At 48.0% G+C, this 18,321-nt stretch carries 13 protein-coding genes, 1 tRNA gene and 1 rRNA gene; 9 read left to right on the top strand and 6 right to left on the bottom strand.

Going from position 1 to position 18,321, the window contains the following annotated elements; genetic code table 11:
- Nucleotide 1: 1 nt before the first annotated feature.
- The gene (locus KG631_RS06660; protein ID WP_213997051.1) at nt 2-349 is read right to left on the bottom strand and encodes an ArsC family reductase; all 348 of its coding nucleotides are present in this window, start codon (nt 347-349) and stop codon (nt 2-4) included.
- A 539-nt stretch (nt 350-888) separates the two neighbouring features.
- On the opposite strand from KG631_RS06660, the gene yfbV reads away from it, so the two are divergent.
- Complete coding sequence (yfbV, locus tag KG631_RS06655; protein ID WP_213997046.1) at nt 889-1,329, top strand: terminus macrodomain insulation protein YfbV; 441 nt, start codon at nt 889-891, stop codon at nt 1,327-1,329.
- Nucleotides 1,330-1,360: 31 nt separating this feature from the next.
- Here the strand turns inward: yfbV and xthA are convergent, their stop codons facing one another.
- On the bottom strand, nt 1,361-2,176 hold the full coding sequence (gene xthA, locus KG631_RS06650; RefSeq protein ID WP_213997044.1) for an exodeoxyribonuclease III: 816 nt from the start codon (nt 2,174-2,176) through the stop codon (nt 1,361-1,363).
- Nucleotides 2,177-2,257: 81 nt separating this feature from the next.
- On the opposite strand from xthA, the gene KG631_RS06645 reads away from it, so the two are divergent.
- The gene (locus KG631_RS06645; RefSeq protein ID WP_213997041.1) at nt 2,258-2,968 is read left to right on the top strand and encodes a SprT family zinc-dependent metalloprotease; all 711 of its coding nucleotides are present in this window, start codon (nt 2,258-2,260) and stop codon (nt 2,966-2,968) included.
- A gap of 263 nt (nt 2,969-3,231) precedes the next feature.
- On the top strand, nt 3,232-3,972 hold the full coding sequence (gene deoC / locus KG631_RS06640) for a deoxyribose-phosphate aldolase (RefSeq protein ID WP_213997039.1): 741 nt from the start codon (nt 3,232-3,234) through the stop codon (nt 3,970-3,972).
- Nucleotides 3,973-3,994: 22 nt separating this feature from the next.
- Here deoC and KG631_RS06635 read toward each other — a convergent pair whose 3' ends face one another.
- Together KG631_RS06635 and KG631_RS06630 are read right to left on the bottom strand one after the other, a co-directional pair.
- Nucleotides 3,995-5,629: a response regulator gene (locus tag KG631_RS06635; protein WP_213997036.1), complete on the bottom strand. Its 1,635-nt coding sequence runs from the start codon at nt 5,627-5,629 to the stop codon at nt 3,995-3,997.
- 123 nt (nt 5,630-5,752) lie between these two features.
- A tRNA-Tyr gene (locus tag KG631_RS06630) sits at nt 5,753-5,837 on the bottom strand.
- A 105-nt stretch (nt 5,838-5,942) separates the two neighbouring features.
- Between KG631_RS06630 and KG631_RS06625 the strand changes: the two genes are divergently transcribed.
- On the top strand, nt 5,943-6,416 hold the full coding sequence (locus tag KG631_RS06625; protein ID WP_213997034.1) for a VC2046/SO_2500 family protein: 474 nt from the start codon (nt 5,943-5,945) through the stop codon (nt 6,414-6,416).
- 38 nt (nt 6,417-6,454) lie between these two features.
- Here KG631_RS06625 and KG631_RS06620 read toward each other — a convergent pair whose 3' ends face one another.
- Nucleotides 6,455-6,862, bottom strand: coding sequence for a YchJ family metal-binding protein (locus KG631_RS06620; protein WP_301003661.1), 408 nt, complete (start codon nt 6,860-6,862; stop codon nt 6,455-6,457).
- Nucleotides 6,863-7,026: 164 nt separating this feature from the next.
- Nucleotides 7,027-7,500 carry a SulA-like leucine-rich domain-containing protein gene (locus tag KG631_RS06615; RefSeq protein ID WP_213997032.1) on the bottom strand — a complete coding sequence of 158 codons (474 nt, stop codon included), beginning with the start codon at nt 7,498-7,500 and terminating at the stop codon, nt 7,027-7,029.
- Nucleotides 7,501-7,690: 190 nt separating this feature from the next.
- Between KG631_RS06615 and KG631_RS06610 the strand changes: the two genes are divergently transcribed.
- The 5 genes from KG631_RS06610 to KG631_RS06590 form a co-directional block, all read left to right on the top strand.
- The gene (locus KG631_RS06610; protein WP_365868327.1) at nt 7,691-8,416 is read left to right on the top strand and encodes a DUF3581 family protein; all 726 of its coding nucleotides are present in this window, start codon (nt 7,691-7,693) and stop codon (nt 8,414-8,416) included.
- 63 nt (nt 8,417-8,479) lie between these two features.
- Complete coding sequence (gene recC, locus KG631_RS06605) at nt 8,480-11,971, top strand: exodeoxyribonuclease V subunit gamma (protein ID WP_213997031.1); 3,492 nt, start codon at nt 8,480-8,482, stop codon at nt 11,969-11,971.
- Nucleotides 11,968-15,675 (top strand): exodeoxyribonuclease V subunit beta, encoded by a 3,708-nt coding sequence (recB, locus tag KG631_RS06600; RefSeq protein WP_213997026.1) that lies wholly within the window; start codon nt 11,968-11,970, stop codon nt 15,673-15,675. The genes recC and recB overlap by 4 nt, the downstream gene beginning before the upstream one ends.
- Nucleotides 15,665-17,647, top strand: a complete 1,983-nt coding sequence (recD, locus tag KG631_RS06595; RefSeq protein ID WP_301003659.1) for an exodeoxyribonuclease V subunit alpha — start codon at nt 15,665-15,667, stop codon at nt 17,645-17,647. Before recB ends, recD begins: the two co-directional genes overlap by 11 nt.
- 332 nt (nt 17,648-17,979) lie before the next feature.
- A 16S ribosomal RNA gene (locus tag KG631_RS06590) occupies nt 17,980-18,321 on the top strand; the annotation flags it as partial.

The following is an 18,321-nucleotide window of genomic DNA, read 5'->3' as shown; positions in this document are numbered from 1 at the left end:
TCTATTGTTCCAGAAGTTGTTGATAAGTTTCAGTATTAAAGCCAAGAATATAAGTGTCGTTACGTTGTAGCAGCGGCCGCTTGATCATGGCTGGCTGTTGCAGCATCAGCTCAAGTGCGATTTTTTCAGTAAGATTGGTTTTTATTTCAGCCGCTAGCCCCCGGTATGTAGTACCACGGGTATTGAGCAGATTTTGCCAGCCTAGTTTTTCACTAAATGTGGCCAGTAATTCAGCGCTAAGACCGTCCTGCCGGTAATCGATAAACTGATAATCAACCTGGTGTTGCTCCAGCCATTTTCTCGCTTTTTTAATGGTGTCACAGTTTTTAATACCAAACATTTTGATCATAGCAAAGCATTCCACCAGTCAGTTGACAGCCATCGGGCCTGATGACCGCCTGAAAAAAATTGTCTGCAATACTAACGTAATATGAGATTTTTTTCCGCAGTTAGTTGCAGCTAATTGGCGAAATACAAAGGAGTAAGCCAGGGCTTACCAACTAAACATGACAGAACGATGACTTAATGTTGAATATTCAGTGAAACAGCTCTTTTAGTTGATAAAAATGCTGACAGCAGTCGATATTGTCACCTTTGCGCGATAAAACTTGTCCACAGCTTCTGTGGGTAAGATTGTTGGTAACAGGGTGGCTTTGTTCTAAATGATTAATTTTTATGGAAATATAATTTGGCCCGAAAATTGTATAATTCATATCTGGGCCATTTTGATGGAATTTAAGTCAAAAGGAGGAGTTAACCAATGCTGAAAAAAACGCCGCAAGCGTTTCTGCTGTTGTTGCTTTGGTACTGATACAACTAAGCCTGCGCATCGTATAGTAACTATGCTAAAGTTAAGTCTGGCCGTTGTAATGAATAGAGGCTATGTCAATGAAATTATTTACGCTGTTGCAGGAAGGGCGCCGGTATAGTCTGGTATGGCCGGTAAAGCCTGAGCTTAATTCGCTGTTTCCTGAAAACAAGATTGTTCAGTTAACCAGCCTGGGCTTTCGTTATCTGCCGGGGCTCGCAGTATTGACTGCGTTTTTCCAATTAACTTTACTAGGCAGTGGTTTTACTGGTCAGATACTGGCGATGATGTTATTTATTTTATCGTTGCCACTGCAAGGTTGGTACTGGCTGGGTGTCCGGTCATCCACCCGCTTGCCGCCCACGCTGGTCAGTTGGTGTCGACAAATTCGCCAGCAAATGCGGGAGCAAGGCGTGGAAACACAAGCCGTTAACGAGCCGCGTAATTATTCAGACCTCGCTAACACATTGGCTATCGCTTACAAGCAGTTGGATAAAACCTTTATGCGGCCGTGGTTGTAAGCCGCATAAGGCATCCGGCAGCAAGTAATTGCTATTCTTCAAGATTAAAGACGGACCAGACCGGTGCATGATCTGACGGTCGTTCAATACCCCGTAATTCGTAGTCAATGCCGGCTTCAGTACAACGCTCAGCCAGTGGCTGAGTAGCCATCACTACATCTATGCGCAGGCCTCTGTTGTCATCAAATCCCTTAGACCGGTAATCAAACCAGCTGAAACGGCTGATGTCGTCAGGGTAAAGCTGACGATACGTATCAATTAAGCCCCAATCTTTCAGGCGCTGCAGCCATGCCCGTTCTTCTGGCAGGAAAGAGGTTTTTCCTTCGCGTAACCAGCGCTTAGCATTGGCTTCGCCAATACCAATATCGTAGTCGAGAGGGGAAATATTAATATCACCAATAACTGTCAGATAATCGTCCACACTATGATGTTGTTCTATGTAGTGTTGTAAATCGGCATAAAACTTTTCTTTTGCCGGAAATTTTGTCGGATGGCTTCGGTTCTCACCCTGAGGAAAGTAGCCGTTGAGAACTGTCAGGGTTTTGCCGTTTGCCAACGCATACTGGCCAATAAGCATTCTGCGCTGCGCATCGTCAGTATCACCCGGGAATCCGTATTGCATGTTTATCGCGGCTTGTTTACTTAAAATAGCTACGCCATAATGGCCTTTCTGCCCAAAATGGTACACATGGTATCCCATGGCCATCACCTGGGTCATCGGAAACTCATCATCGTGTACTTTGATTTCCTGCAAGCCAATGATATCCGGTTGATGTTTATCAATAAGTGCCCGCAACTGGTGCAGTCTGGCGCGAATACCATTAATATTAAAAGAGATTATTTTCATGTTGTCTTATTTGCCTCAAGCTGGAACTGGCTTGCATCATAACATGCGAATTGAGCAGGCGGTAAGTGTGCAGGGGGCAAGATGTCGACGATAATGCCAGCTGATTATCAGCAACAGCCGGACTATCAGATTGTCTACAGCCGCCGCAAAACCCTGGCAATTGTTGTTAGTAAGGGGCAAGTGACAGTTCGGGCGCCGGCAGGGTGCGATATTAAACAGATCCGGCAATTAATAGCCGCTAAGCAGCCCTGGATTCAGCGGCATTTATTGCGGCAACAGGCCCTGACGCCTGCAGTTAACTGGCAACAACGTGCTGCAATACTGATTGATGGTAGGTTGCGAAAGGTTGTTTTTTGCAGAGCGACTAAGAGCGAAGTCTTGCTAGATAATGATAAGCTGTTCATTGCGGTCAATGAACGCGTTGCCAGTGCTAAACTGGCTGCCTGGCACGATAAATTATTGAATGATTGGTTAAAGGCGCAGGCTATAGTGAGGTTCAATCAGCGGTTGTCAACGTGGGCAGACGCCATGGCTGTTGATTATCGCGAATTGAAGCTTGGCCAATGGCAACGGCGTTGGGGGTACTGCGACAGTATTGGTGTTATAGGCCTTAATTGGCGGCTGGTAATGGCACCAGCCTGGGTGACTGACTATGTGATGGTGCATGAGCTGGCACACAGAGTCGTTATGGACCATTCACCGCGTTTCTGGCAAACAGTAAGGTGTTATGTACCAGATTACCAGCAGGCTCAGGCCTGGTTAAGCCACTTTCAACAGCAGTTAGTAGAATAGGAACTGTTTATTGACTATCGCAGAAAAAAAGCGCCGGATAAAACCGGCGATAAACTAAGGACAACTAAATTTCAGGGAGAGAAGTAAACACAACATTACAACTATTAACTCTGACTGGTCGGCTTTTAAAAAATTCCATTAAAAAATATTTTTTTTCACTTTTTGCATTTCTATTCTGTTCTGGTTTACTCTGCCAATCAAATTTAGCAGGGCTAACATTGCGGTAATGGCCTGGCTGGTAAATGAAATACGGAAGCTTAACAATGACTAACCGACTACGCTTATTGCAACTAATTAAATTGCTTGATGTGACCCGCTTAGATGATAACGATGATGCAAAACAGATGGCTGAGTGGTTAAAGCAGCAACCCAGGCTGCCCGTGCCGATAGCGGCTTATTGTGTGTATCCGGATTATCTGGGCCAGCTAGCGAAATTTGGCGTTGACAGCGAGCGGGCCTTTGCTTTAGCTACAGTAGTTAATTTTCCAGAAGGTGAAATGCCGCTGGCAGTTGTCTGTCAGCAAATTAGTACTGCGCTTGCGGCTGGTGCTACTGAAATAGATTGTGTTATGCCTTATCAGGCTCTGTTGCGAGGCGAACATCAGTATGTCAGTGACTTTTTAACGGAAGTCCGGCGTTGCTGCGGTCATGCTTGTCTGAAAGTTATTATTGAGTCCGGTGAACTTATTACTGCTCAGCAAGTAGCCAAAGCTACTGAAATAGCAATTGATTGTGGTGCTGATTTCGTTAAATCGTCTACCGGTAAAGTTGCTGTTGGTATCACTGAGGAAGCAGCAAGAATTATGCTTACAATAATTGCTGCTGCCGGTCGGCCTGTCGGCTTCAAAGCGTCGGGTGGCGTGCGTACTATTGCTCAGGCGTTACAATTAGTCGATTTATATGAACACATCACCGGCGTTACGGCCACCAGTACTACCATGCGTATCGGCGCGAGTGCCTTGGTAACCGAGCTGGCAGAGCACCTGAATACTGTAACAGATTGATTATCATGCTAGAGCGCTGAGTTTATTTCCGGCGCTTTTCTGGTTTTAGTTGAGTAAATTGGTTAAATAGTTCCTGATAGCGCTTACGGTGATGCTCTGGTAATGGCATATTGTCGACAATTCTGAAGGCTTTTTTACAGCGTTCGAGCATGGTGCCAGTAGGTCCATGGCTCTGTGATTTAAGCAATTGTAAGCTGGTCTGAATAACGTTTAGGGCACAACCTGTGTTCATTGGCGCTAACTCCAGTGCTTGCTCAAATAAAGCAAGTGCAGCCATATGCTGGCCCTCTTTATATTGGCGGATGCCGTCTTTGTTCAATTGGGCAAAATGCTGTTGTTGCGACTGATTTTGGCGTTGCTGTTCAGACAAAAGACGTTGCAGTACCGGATCTGCTTTAAGACCAGGGTCGATAAGGGAGGCCAGTCTGTCTGCTTGCTCAAATTCACCAATCTGGTTCAGTAATAATACGGTGTCAGGCAGAACTTGTTGTTGCGTTTCTGCATGTTCGGCAACGGCGGCATAAGCTTTCTTAGCCTGGAATTGCTGGCCACTTACTGAGTCAAGCCTGGCCTGACATAAAATTTCAAACAGATCAAAGTCGATATCCCGGATCAGGTTGTCATCCCGACGTGCCCGTTGCAAAGCAATAGCCACTTCCTGAGAATAGCGGTTGCGCTGCTGTGGCTCTTCGCTCAGCGTCGCTGCTGCAATAATACTGCGAATATAATTCAGTAAGTGAACAACATCCTGCCGTATTGAGCGGCGGGTAATTTCATAGAGTTGTTTGCTTGCCAACACTTTGGCATTGGTGTCTTCCAGTGCATGAGCAATATCCATATATAAGTACTGGCGCTGCATTGAATACGGAGCGATGTCGGTTGCTGCCTGAATGCAGCCGAAGGCTTGTTCAGGGTCGTCTTCAGCCAGATAACTACGTGCTTTAATATCGAAAGCTTCAGCGAACAAGCGGTTCTCTTCCAAGGCTTCATCGCACAACGCCTGGCTTTCTGAAAAACGCTGTTGTTCAAAGCATACCCTGGCCATTAACAATAAGGCCCAACCGTTGCGTCTTTGCTCCAGACAGCCATGTAGTACCTGCTCGGCTTCACTATAACGTTTTAATTTTATTAAGTTTTCAGCAAGAACTCTTTTGCAGAATTGTTGATAACGACCGCCTTCAGAAATTTCCTGCTGACAAAGCTCAATCACCTGTTCAGCGTGATTGTCATACAGCGCCTGAAATAATTCAGCCAGCTGCGCTTTTTTCTTTTGAATTCGAATTATCCGGCTTCGCAGCACACTTTGCGAAAAGGGTTTTACCAGATAGTCATCAGGCTCAAGTTCAACCGCACTTACAACTACCGGCACCGAGTTTTCACCGGTAACCAGCATAAAGATACTATGCGGTTTCAGCAGTTTCTTTTCTCGTAAGTCTTCCAGCAGCTGTTTGCCATTCTTGCCTATGCCCAAATGATAATCGACAAATAATATGTCGTAATCAATATTACTGCATTTAGCCAGCGCTTGCTCGCCCGTTGGCGCAAACGCAACGTTAGTTGCGCCCATTGAATAAAGCACACCTTTAAACATTAACTGGAATGCGCGTTGGTCATCAACGATTAACACTCGTTGATTTTCCAAAGTCTTATTTTGCATTAGCGCCTTAACCCTGACCTGAATAGGCTAAGTGTCGGAAATATAGTGCAGTTTAGCAAGCAAATTAATTTAATTAGTATTTCAGAATAAGATTAACAAAAGAGAGAGTTATCGGTGAGGAAATGGTGGAGGGGGAAGGATTCGAACCTTCGAAGGCAGTGCCGGCAGATTTACAGTCTGATCCCTTTGGCCACTCGGGAACCCCTCCACGAGTGCGCGCATATTACCAAACTGTCTTTTGATGTAAAGCATTTTACTTAACTTTTTTGGCCAACTGCCGATAAACCAGGCATCTCTTGTTTATTAAGCTGCTATGACTACTATTATCAATGAATGGCAACTCGATTGCCGGCTCAATAAAGCTATTAACCATCAGCACAGAGCAGATTTTGCATTGTGGCTGGCATTCTTGTCGCCCGCTATTGATGAAATGGCTGAGTTTCAAACGCCGCAAGCAGAGTCCGCACCGGTTAAAAAAGATTTATACGCCAGATTTTCGCTTTTGGAGCCAAGAAGTTATGGCTGGCAAGAGCATGATATCGCGATCTTGGCCCGGCATAGTGAAGCCCTTAATAAGGGTGGCTTGAGACAACTTAAATTGCAGCAATATCTGGCTGAAGGGCCTCTGGTGCTGGCTGATGACAAAGCTAAACTGGCGCCAGACGTGGTTCAGAATTTAGATGCACACAGCAAGCGCCGACGCGAGGGTAGTGAGGTCAAGCGGGCAGAAGCCGATCCAACTGCACTGTATGAAATTTTGCAACAGATACAGAGTAGGGCTGCGTAATTCTGGTTTTGTTTAATTGCTTAATTTCATCTTTGGCATTAGCCAGCAGGGGCGGCGCCGGAGAGCAAATGCACAGAGCATTGCTTAAACTTTTTGCCACTACCGCAGGGGCAGCGCTCATTTCGGCCAACATTTAGCGTTGGCGTAGCTGTAATCTCACCGTCACAATAATACCAGCAAACTTTTAATACAAAACGTGACTTTTCTGTCAGGGTTTCCAGCTTAGTGCCGCTAATGTACCGGGCAACAAAGCTTACCGAACCGCAATTACCTGATCGTGTATCCCGGCTCTCTGACCAGTCAGTAATCGTTAAACCAACAAAGTGTACAGCGTTGGCAAACTCTGATATCTGAAATTTAGAATTAGCGCCACGTTGCTCGGGATGACAGGTTTGAAACAGATACTCAGTATCTTTAAGGCAATATGCACTATAGCGCGAGCGCATAAGCTGCAGACAGCTCTGTGCCGTAGCAGTGCCCTGCAGCAATGGCCTGCAACATTTGCTGAAAAGCAGGCCGGAGCAACAATAACAGTTCAAAAGTACCTCAAATAACCTTACAAGCATTTTGTCGGCAGTATAGCTTAAATAGCAATACCAATGCAGCTGCCTTAATGAGTCTGGGTTGTCACCTGATTAACCTGATAAAACCAACGTTGCTGGCTGGCTGCACACTGGCTGAGTTGCGAGGTCAGCTGTTCTGAGCCAGGCTGACCAAAATTAATCACAACCCGACAACGGCTGGTATGCAATAATTTGTGCAGGGTCTTTGCAGGATCTTTTATTGCATCAGAATGAATAATCAGTATTTTATCTACCGGAAGACCTAAATAGTTGGCCAGCGCCTTTGATGGCAGCTGTTTTGGGGCTACTAGTACAATCCACCCGCTTTCATTGCAATGTCGCTGCAACAATTTAACGAGCAATTGCTCTGCACTTGTCGCTGAAGCAGTGGTTAATTCTTGATAAAACGGTTTGGCCGATGCCACCGCGGCTGTTAATCGTTGTAAGCGTCCGGTACCTCGTTTAACCGGTAAGCCAGTAGTGTCTGAAATAGGGTTAGGTAAAAGTGCAGTTGCTAACATACTTTGCTCCAGCTGTGTATTTATACAGTGTATGTATATACAGTAGTTACTGTCTGGACAAAATGCAAGGCTTTTTTAATGATTTGCTGGTCGATTGAGTCTGCAGTACTGGCTAAACAGTGCTTATTTATTACTGGCTAGACCATTTACTGGCTAATTTAGGTTAGAATTGCCGGCTAAAGTCTGAAAAGTGAGTGCCTTATTGATGTTGTTAGACGATTTTGTAACCCGTTCTGCCGAAGGTTTTAGTTTCAGCCGGTTGCAATCCTGCAGTTTTGCTAAGCAAATAGCGACCGATTTTAATCCCATCCATGATGTCGACGCCAAACGATTTTGTGTGCCTGGTGATTTACTGTTTGCTTATTTACTAAGTCATTATGGTCTTAGTAAAGAGCTGAGCTGTACCTTTGCCGGCATGGTAAGTGCCGATGTCTTGTTGCACTGCGAACAGCATGGTACAGAGCTGAGAATTTGTGATGCGCAGGGTAAGGTATACTTGTCTTTACAGCAACAGGGTGAGTCAAGCCATGATTTGACCGTAATAGAGCCATTAATTCGCGACTACGTGCAGTTTTCCGGACAAAACTTCCCGCATATTCTGCAGCCTTTGATGCAGCAGCATAATGTCATGATCCATCCCGGCCGGCCTTTGGTCATTTATGAAAGCATGGCGTTATCGTTTGATACCATGCCGACGGCACGAGTGGAGCTCAGTCTTGCGGCATCTTCGCTCCAGGTCGAGGGCAAGCGCGGAAATGTTCTGTTACAGTTTGTACTGACGCAGCAGGGGCAGCAGATTGGTCGTGGTGAAAAACGAATGATCTTAAGTAATTTGCAAGCCTATGATGAACAGCAGATGCAACTGATGATTGCAGAGTATGATCGGCGTAAAAACCTCAGCAGAGTGCAATGCTAAGCCGCTTTTAATCGCCAGCTAAAATCAGCTATAGTGGCAGCCTGTTGTCCGTAAAGGCTTTTTATGTTGCAGGCGAGCTCAATACAACCTGGTTTTCTGGTGGTTCATGCCAACGCACCAGAACAATTGCGTGCGTTAGTGGTCAATTGGTTGCAACGCTATCCACTTATGCCGCTGGAATCAGAATATATTCTGGTGCAAAGTAATGGTATTGCGCAATGGCTGAAACTGGCGCTGGCCAGCGAACCTGATGGGCCAGAGCCAGGTTGTGGAATCGCCTCTGCTATCGACGTTCAGTTACCTGCCCGTTTTATCTGGCAATTGTATCGTAAGGTATTGGGCCAGCAGAGTATTAAGGAGCATTCACCTTATAGCAGGGAGCTGTTGCGGTGGCAGCTACTGCGTTTATTGCCTGAATTACCTGATAATCCTTGCTTCGAGCCGCTCAGACATTTTTATGCTGACGATCCGACATTACTGAAAACCTACCAATTGGCAGAGCAACTGGCTGCGCTTTACGATCAATACCAGGTGTACCGGGCTGACTGGCTCAATTTGTGGCAACAAGGGCAGGACCTACTGGTTAATGCGCGGGGCCAGCTGACAAGCCTGAAACCAGAACAACGTTGGCAAAGTGCATTGTGGCGGATACTGCACAGCAAGATCAGTGAGCAACAGCTTGGTGACAGCCGTGCCGAAGTACATCAGAGTTTTATCAATAAATTAGCAGTTTTATCGGCAACTGAGGCGGCCCGATTAATTCCCAGACGCTTAATTATTTTTGGTATTTCGGCGATGCCTCAGCAAAGTTTGCAGGTGCTGGCGGCAATAGCGCCTTTTTGCCAGATCCTGCTGGCAGTACACAACCCTTGTCAGCATTACTGGGCAGATATTATAAGCGAAAAGGAGCTGCTAAGGGCAGAGCGGCATCGTCAGCCATACAAAGTGGGAATGCCAGCTGATATCAGCGAAGATCAGCTGCATGTGCATGCTCAGCCTCTGCTGGCATCGTGGGGACGACAGGGGCGTGATTACATCAGGTTACTGGACGAGTTTGATGAAACAGCGCAATACAAAAGCCTTTTTGTTAATCAGCGTATTGACCTGTTTCAGCCACCTGCTGCCCACCATCTGCTGGGCATGTTGCAGCACGATATTTATGACTTAAGACCTGTGCACGATAGTCAGCAAAAATGGCCAGCCATATCACAGGCTGATCAATCGATTCAGTTTCACGTGGCGCATAGTGCGATGCGTGAAGTGGAAATCTTGCATGACCAGTTGTTGGCTGCTTTTGAACAGGATCACAGTCTGACGCCGCGCGATATAATGGTAATGGTGCCTGATATCGCCAGTTATGCACCGCTTATTCAAGCCGTTTTCGCATCAATAAAGCCCGAAGATCCACGCTACATTCCTTTTACCATTGCTGATTTGCCACCTGGCGCAGAGCTTCCTATGTTCAAAGCAGTAGAGCAATTGATCGGGTTAGCACAAAGTCGTTTTCAACTGAGCGATATACTGGATTTACTTGAAGTCCCTGCGGTGCGCCAATGTTTTGCTATTGATGAATCTGCACTGCCCTTGTTACATCAGTGGTTGCAAGCTGCAGGTGCCCGCTGGGGGATTGACGCGACGCAACGACAAAGTCTTGACTTACCTGAAGGCCTGCATCAGTACAGCTGGCAGTTTGCCCTCGATCGGATGTTACTGGGTTTTGCCTCCGGGCCCGTGTCTGATAACGATCTGCGGGGCGAAGGTTGGCATGGCATTGAACCTTACACAGAGATCAGTGGTTTAGAAGCCGCTTTGATAGGCCCTTTATATCAATTGTTAGCAAAGTTGAAACACTACTGGCAATTATTGCAACAGCCACATAGTCCGGTGCAATGGCAGCAGTTGATCAACCAAATGCTACAGGATTTCTTACTCCCCCAACATACTGAAGAACAGGCACTGCTGGCACAACTTAATGAAGCTCTGGACGAGTGGTATAGCCATTGTCAGCAAGCGACATTGACGACTGAATTACCTGCGTCCATTGTTGCGGCAAGCTGGTTAAGCTTAGTAACGCAACCCGGCGTGCAGCAGCGGTTTTTATCTGGCGGAGTAACCTTTGCTACCTTACTGCCAATGCGGGCTATTCCCTTCCGGCATATCTGTTTACTGGGTATGAATGACGGAGCCTTTCCCCGCCAACAGCCACGGCAGGATTTTGACTTAATGCAAACAGATATGCGGCCCGGCGATCGCTCGCGCCGTGAGGACGACCGTTACTTATTGCTGGAAGCGTTACTGTCAGCGCGCGATCGGCTGTATATCAGCTGGGTAGGGCGTAGTATCCATGATAATAGTGAAAGAGCACCATCAATGTTGATAGGACAGTTACGCGATCATCTTGCCTATTGCTGGCGGGTTGTCGGCGAGCCAGCGGCAAAGCTTAATGATGAACAGTCTCTGTTAGCCCAATTGACCACTGCACACCCGCTGCAGCCTTTCAGTTTGCGTTATTTCAACCAGGCGGAGCCCGGGTTATTCAGCTACCAGCATGAATGGCTGGCTGACAGCGTCCCGGCAAACCATGGCAACATGTTAAGCGACTGGCATCCCACCGAGCCAGTCAGTTTGCGCCAGCTAAGTGGCTTTATTCGGGACCCGGTGAAAAGTTTTTTTACCCAACGACTGGCAATCTGGCTTGATCAACCTGATGTTGCCGGCGAAAACGACGAAGCATTTGCCTTAAATGGCCTCAGCCGATGGCAGTTGCAGCAACAGCTGCTATCCCGTGTGCAGCAGGCCCTGGTGGACAATCAGCCCTTAGAAACTGCGGTCAGCACTTGCCTGGCACAAATGCAACGCCGCGGTGAGCTTGGCGTGGGTGCGGCGACCAAGCTGCATGCGGAACAATTAGCTGAACCCGTACTGGCCTTAGCCGGTCAGTTGCAACAATTACAACAAGCCTATCCAATTTGCCAAAAAGCCCGGCCAGTGCGGGTGCAATATCAGGTAATTGAGCTACAAGACTGGCTTACGCAACTCAGACATAACACCAGCGGTCAGCAATGTCAGCTATTGTTAAGCGCCAGCGCCATTGTAAAACAGCGGCAGTATCAATGGCGCCATCTGGTGTTGCCCTGGTTAAATCATTTATTGGCCAACACGCTTAACCCTTGTCAAACAGTCGTACTGAGCCAGGCAGGTGAAATCACCTTTCCTGAACTAACAGCGCAGAGCGCTACCGACCAGCTTAACCAATTACTGGGCTATTACCTGCAGGCGCATCAGTCACCCTGGCCGCTGGAAATGGAGTGTGCCATGTTGTATCTGCAGCAAGCGGATACAGGCAAACTCAGCAGTGAACAAATTCTGCAACAATGTGAAAAGCGTTACCAGGGTGATAGTTATAATCAGGGTATTGTCCAGAGTAACCCATACTTGCACCGGTTGTTTCCCAGTTTCAGACTGCTTGCAGGCAACGGTGACTTTGTCCGTCTGGCTGAACAGTTATATCGGCCGTTGTTGGCTGCAGTGATCCAGTCAGAGGGGGCAGAATGAAGCCGCCGGTAGCACTTGACCTGTTGACCTTGCCTCTTCAAGGTAACCGCTTGATTGAGGCCAGTGCCGGAACAGGTAAAACGTTTACCATCGCCGCGCTATATTTACGACTGGTGCTGGGTCATGGTAAGGCAAATGCCTACCAAAGACCGCTGACTCCGCCTGAGATACTGGTGGTAACCTTCACCGAGGCGGCTACGCAAGAGTTGCGTGACCGAGTTCGGTTACGCCTAACCGAGGCGGCTCAGGCATTCCGTGATGGTAAAACTAATGATGCTGTGCTGGCAGCGTTACTGGCTGATTATGCTGAAGCAGAATATGCCTACTGTGCCCGACGCCTTGAGTTAGCGGCACAGTGGATGGATGAAGCAGCAATTTCGACTATTCATGGTTGGTGTAACCGGATGCTGGCAGAGCATGCTTTTGCCAGCGGCAGTTTGTTTACCCAGCAACTAAGTACTGATCTTAGCGCCCTGAAATTGCAGGCTGCACGTGACTATTGGCGTAGTTTTTATTATGACCTGTCAGAAAGTGCCCTGGCAGAGTGTCTTGATTATTGGCAGACGCCAGAGCAGTTATGGCAAAGCGTGGCTAAACTGACTAGTTATTATCTGGAACGAATAGCCACTGAAAGTTTTGGTTATGCGGAACCGAAAATGGCTATTGCGCAAAGCCAGGCAGAACGGCAAGCTCAGCTGCAACAGCTGACAGCACAATGGCAGCAGTGGTTGCCTGAACTCACAGAACTACTTTATCAAGCCATAACAGCAAAAGCGGTAAATGGCAGACAATTACAGCAACGTTATCTGGATAACTGGCTGCAGAAACTGCAAGCCTGGTTGCAAGCACCTGATTCCAACCTTGATTTGGGCACTGGCTGGTACCGGCTTTCGCCAGAGGGCATAGCAGAGTGTTGGAAGGAGGGACCAGTACCAGATCATCCCGCGTTTGCCGGCATAGTGCAATTGCAAACAGCGCTGCAGAACCTGGCAGAGCCACGTCAGTTATTAATGCAGCATGCTGGCTGCTGGTTGGCGCAGCGAATACAGACCGGATTAAGCCAACAGGCATTAATGGGCTTTGACGATATGCTACTTAGGTTGCACCAGGCTCTACATAGCGAGCAGGGTAACGCGTTGGCGGCGTTGATACGTAAGCAGTATCCCGTGGCATTAATTGATGAGTTTCAGGATACCGATCCCATCCAGTATCAGATATTTTCTGCTATTTATCTTAACAATGCCTCAGATGCTGATTCGCTGTCGGAGACTGCCACGGGACATGCCTTGTTATTGATCGGCGATCCCAAACAGGCGATATATGCGTTTCGTGGCGCGGATATTTATACCTACCTGAAGGCTAAGCTTGCAACAACAGGTCGCCATTACACGCTTAATACTAATTTTCGTTCAGGGGCCATGCTGGTCAACGCGGTCAATTACATTTTTGGCGAGGCAGAAACGCGTGCCGGCGGTGCATTTCTGTTTCGGCAGAATGACGGTGCCCATAGTCAGAACCCACTGCCATTTCATCCGGTTAATGCGAAGGGCAACAGTTGGCAGCTGCATATTGCGCAGCAACCTGTGGCAGCGCTGACTGGCTGGTTGCCAGATTTCGAAATCGACAAAGCGCTTAGTCGTCAGGCTTATCTGGATCGGTATGCCAGTGGCTGTGCCAGTTATATCACAGACATTTTGCAACAAGCTGCCAGTGGTGCAGCTTACTTCATCAACGATGACGGTGAAAAGCGTCAGCTTAAACCTTCTGATATTGCTATTTTAGTAAATAACCAGAGTGAAGCACAGGCTATCCGGGAACAGCTCGCTCAGCGTCAGGTACGCAGTGTTTATTTATCCGATCGGGAGTCGGTATTCAGCTCTGCCACGGCAACTGATTTACAGCTTATCCTTCGAGCCTGCGCTGAACCGGATCAAGATAGTTTACTGCGTTCGGCGGTCGGTTGTCGTACTCTTGGGCTTAGTCTCAGCGAGCTTGATCAGCTGCAGCAACAGGAACTAAAGTGGGAACAGCTGTGTCTGCAGTTTAGAAATTACCAGCAGCAGTGGCGCCGCTATGGGGTATTACCGATGCTGCGTAGCCTGCTATTTGATTTTTCGGTACCAGCCCGCTTGCGTCTGAGCACCGAGGGTGACAGAGCGCTGACAGATTTATTGCACCTGGCCGAGTTGTTACAACAGGCTTCTCAGCAATTGGATGGCGAACAGGCTCTTTTGCGTTTTTTAGTTGAGCATATTGAGCAGCAAACCAGTGGCGACAATGAACAGCAAAAAGTGCGGCTGGAAAGCGATGCAGAGCTGGTTCAGGTTGTAACTATTCACAAGTCAAAAGGGCTTGAGTATCCACTGGTATTTCTGCCATTCATTTGTGCCGCCCGGCCAGTGAATGTCAAACAATTACCAATCAGTTATCACGATGCACACGGTAGACGTTGCTTTAGTTATCAGCCTGATGAGCAGGTTTTAGCCAGCGCAGAGAACGAGCGACTGGCTGAAGATATTCGTAAATGTTATGTCGCGCTAACGCGGGCTAAATTTGCCTGCTGGTTAGGTTTAGCGCCACTGGCAGAAACAAGTGCTATCAGCTATTTACTGGCTACATCAAGCGTTGAGCCCGCAGCATTTGTCACTCAGGTACAAGCAGCCTGGGCAGGCTGTCCGGCAATCAAGCTGGAACGTTTACCAGCGGCTAGCCGGGATGTTTACCAGGCAGCCAGACAACGCAGACTAACGGCCGTTGCCCGTCAAATGACCCATAGATTTCGTCAAATATGGTGGATTGCCAGTTACAGCGCGTTAACCAGACAGCTGGGGGATAACAGTAGTTTGTCACAAAGCGGGCCAGAGCGGGCCAGTGATAAATTATTGCCGGAGCTTGTTGACGAACTTTATTATGAGCTAAGCACAGATCCAGCAGCAGAGCATAAGCAGGATCCTGCCATCCAATACCAGTTTGTTGCTGGCCCGCAAGCCGGTACTTTTTTACACGGCATGCTGGAGTGGATGGGACAACAGGGTTTTGCTGTTGTCAGCCAGCAACCTGAACTTCTGACAGCGGAGTTAACCCGGCGATGCCAGTTGCGAGGTTGGCAGACAGACTGCATCGAATTACAGCAGTGGCTATTGCAGCTACTGCACCAACGTTTTGTGCTGCCAGATATTGCTACAGCACAGCCGACAACCCTGGCCAGTCTCAGCAGCTACCAGGTTGAGTTGGAGTTTTGGTTACCTTGCCAACAGATTGATATCGAACGTTTAGATATGCTGTTGCAACAGCATATCTGGCCTGGCGAAGCCCGGCCAGCGTTATTAGCGGGCCAGCTCAATGGTATGCTCAAAGGTTTTATCGATTTAGTTTTTTGTCAGCAGCAGCGCTATGTCGTGTGTGATTACAAATCTAACCTTGCTGGACAATGTGCCAGTGCTTACAACGACAACGCCTTGCAACAGCTCATGTTGCAAAAGCGCTATGACCTGCAGGCGGTTTTATATTGTCTGGCTTTGCATCGGTTATTGCGTAGCCGGGTTGCTGATTATGATTATATGCGGGATATCGGTGGTGCTATGCATTGGTTTATCAGAGGTATAGCTGCGCCACACTCCGGCATGGTCTGGCTGAAACCATCACTTGAATTAATTAATGCGCTCGATCAGCTGTTTCGCGGGGAGGCCATTGATGCAAGCTGAGCAAATGCTGGAACAATGGCAAACGCAGGGCTGGCTACGGCCGCTGGATCTGGCTTTTGCCAGCTTTATCGCCCGCTATGAGCCGGCACAACCCTTGGTCTGGTTGGCGGCGGCACTTTGTAGCTATCAGTTGAAACAGGGCCATGTTTGTCTGGATCTGACGAAATTACACTCTGATCCGCTGCTAACTCTGGGGCTTGGTGGCGAACTTGCCGCCAGTCAGCATGCCGAGGTGCAGCAACAACTTATTGCTGTCAGTTTAAACCAGTGGCTGCACGCGCTCAGCCAGTCAGAAGTAGTGGATATAGGCATCGGACATAATCCGCTGGTGCTGTCAGGTAAACGCTTATACTTGCGTCGTTACTGGCAATATGAGCAGGATATTGCCAGCCAGATTAATCAGCGGCTGCTTCAACATGAATTGCTTACAGCACAGCTGCCTGACGGGGTATTGTTGCCATTAATTGGTCAGTTATTTCAACAGAATGCAACGTCACAAACCAGTGTACAGCCAGACTGGCAGCAACTTGCCTGTGCGCTGGCATGCCGCACGGCTTTTACAGTGATTACCGGTGGGCCGGGTACAGGTAAAACCACCACAGTAGTGCGGTTACTGGCATTACTGCAGTTATTGCAGCTGCGTCAGCAGGCGCCGTTGCTGGAGATCCGTTTGGCAGCGCCTACCGGCAAAGCAGCTGCCCGCTTAAAAGACAGTATTAGTGGTGCCGTTAACCGGCTGGCCGCGCTTGATATCAATGGCTTTAAGCAGATTGAGCAGGCTATTCCCACAACGGTCAGTACACTTCACCGCCTGCTCGGCGTGCGCCCTGGCAGCAAAAAACTGCAATTTAATCGTTACCAGCCCCTACCATTGGATATTCTGGTGCTGGATGAAGCGTCGATGGTTGATGTAGAAATGATGGCGGCGTTATTACAGGCTTTACCGGTAACAGCCCGGATTATTTTATTGGGCGACAAAGACCAGCTGTCCTCAGTCGAGGCAGGGGCTTTATTAGCGGAGCTTTGTAAAAAGGCCAGCGCAGGGGATTATCTTCCGGCAACAGTGGCTTGGTTAGCCGAGCAAACCGGCCAGCACATTCCTGATGAGCTTATTAGTAAAGATGGCAGTTTATTGTCACAGCATATTGTAATGCTGCGTCATAGCCATCGTTTTGGCCAGGATAGTGGCATTGGCCAGTTGGCGGCAATGGTCAATAAGGGGCAACTTAACTCTGCTATCTGGCAGGAGTATCCCGCCGAATTGTTGTTATTAAAAGAAGCTGGTACGTCCAGTGCTGGTTTTCAACAATTAGTGTTAAACGGTAGCAATTTAGCAAATGGCTATGGCTATCAGCATTACTTATCTTTAATTAGCGATGCTCCGTTGCAACCCGACCAACAGGATCTCTGGGCCCAACAAATCCTCAGTGCTTATAGCAGCTTTCAGGTGTTGGCTGCTACCCGCAAAGGTGAGTTGGGTGTGGAGCAGCTAAATTTGCAAATTCAGCATATTCTGGCAAAGGCTGGTTTAATCGTACCAGAGCATCAGTGGTACGCTGGACGGCCGGTGATGATTACCCGCAATGATTATCAGCTTGGGCTGATGAATGGCGATATTGGTATTTGTCTGCCAAAATTGATAGTTCAGGCAGATGGTAGTGTGGTCAGTACCCTTAGAGTAGCATTCGTTGTTTCTGATGGTATCAAATGGGTAATCCCGGCCCGCTTAAATGCGGTGGAAACCGTGTTTGCCATGACAGTGCATAAATCACAGGGTTCAGAATTCAGTCATACTGTACTGGCAGTATCTGGTCATGATACAGGCATGTTGAACCGGGAGTTATTTTACACCGCCATTACCCGGGCTTCGGCTCGTTTTAGTCTTATCTGTGCCGAGCCGAGGCAATTAGAGAAGGCAGTGCAACGCCAAACATTGCGGGCCGGTGGATTGTCATTAGCACTGGCAGATTAGTTCCTGAGAGACTTGATTGTTTTTTAGGCAAACGGTTTATTTTCGTTAAATAGCGCTTGCAGACTATTTTAAACTCCCTATAATGCGCATCCACAGACGGGGCAGCGGTAACGCAGCAAACGACTGAGAAAGACTTCTGAGAATGGCGCAAGCGGTTCTCGCTTCATTACCAAGAGATTGGTTTGAAGCACGCTCTTTAACAATTAGCAATCAATTATCTGTGTGGGCACTTATAATGATGTTCGTTTAAACGAAACAAATCAGTATGAGTGACCAAGTTATAAAGATTTAGTCAGTAATGCTGAGCTGAGACGAAAGTCTCGAAAAAACTTTAATTGAAGAGTTTGATCATGGCTCAGATTGAACGCTGGCGGCAGGCCTAACACATGCAAGTCGAGCGGTAACATGCCTTCGGGTGATGACGAGCGGCGGACGGGTGAGTAAAGTATAGGAAGCTGCCCGATAGAGGGGGATAACCACTGGAAACGGTGGCTAATACCGCATAATGTCTACGGACCAAAGTATGGGACCTTCGGGCCATATGCTATCGGATGCGCCTATATGGGATTAGCTAGTTGGTGTGGTAATGGCGCACCAAGGCGACGATCCCTAGCTGGTTTGAGAGGATGATCAGCCACACTGGGACTGAGACACGGCCCAGACTCCTACGGGAG

The organism is Arsukibacterium sp., from assembly GCF_018402695.1.
In the GTDB taxonomy this organism is placed as follows: Bacteria; Pseudomonadota; Gammaproteobacteria; order Enterobacterales; family Alteromonadaceae; genus Alishewanella.
Note: the sequence above shows the minus strand (reverse complement) of the source record. Positions and strands in the feature narration are given on the sequence as shown.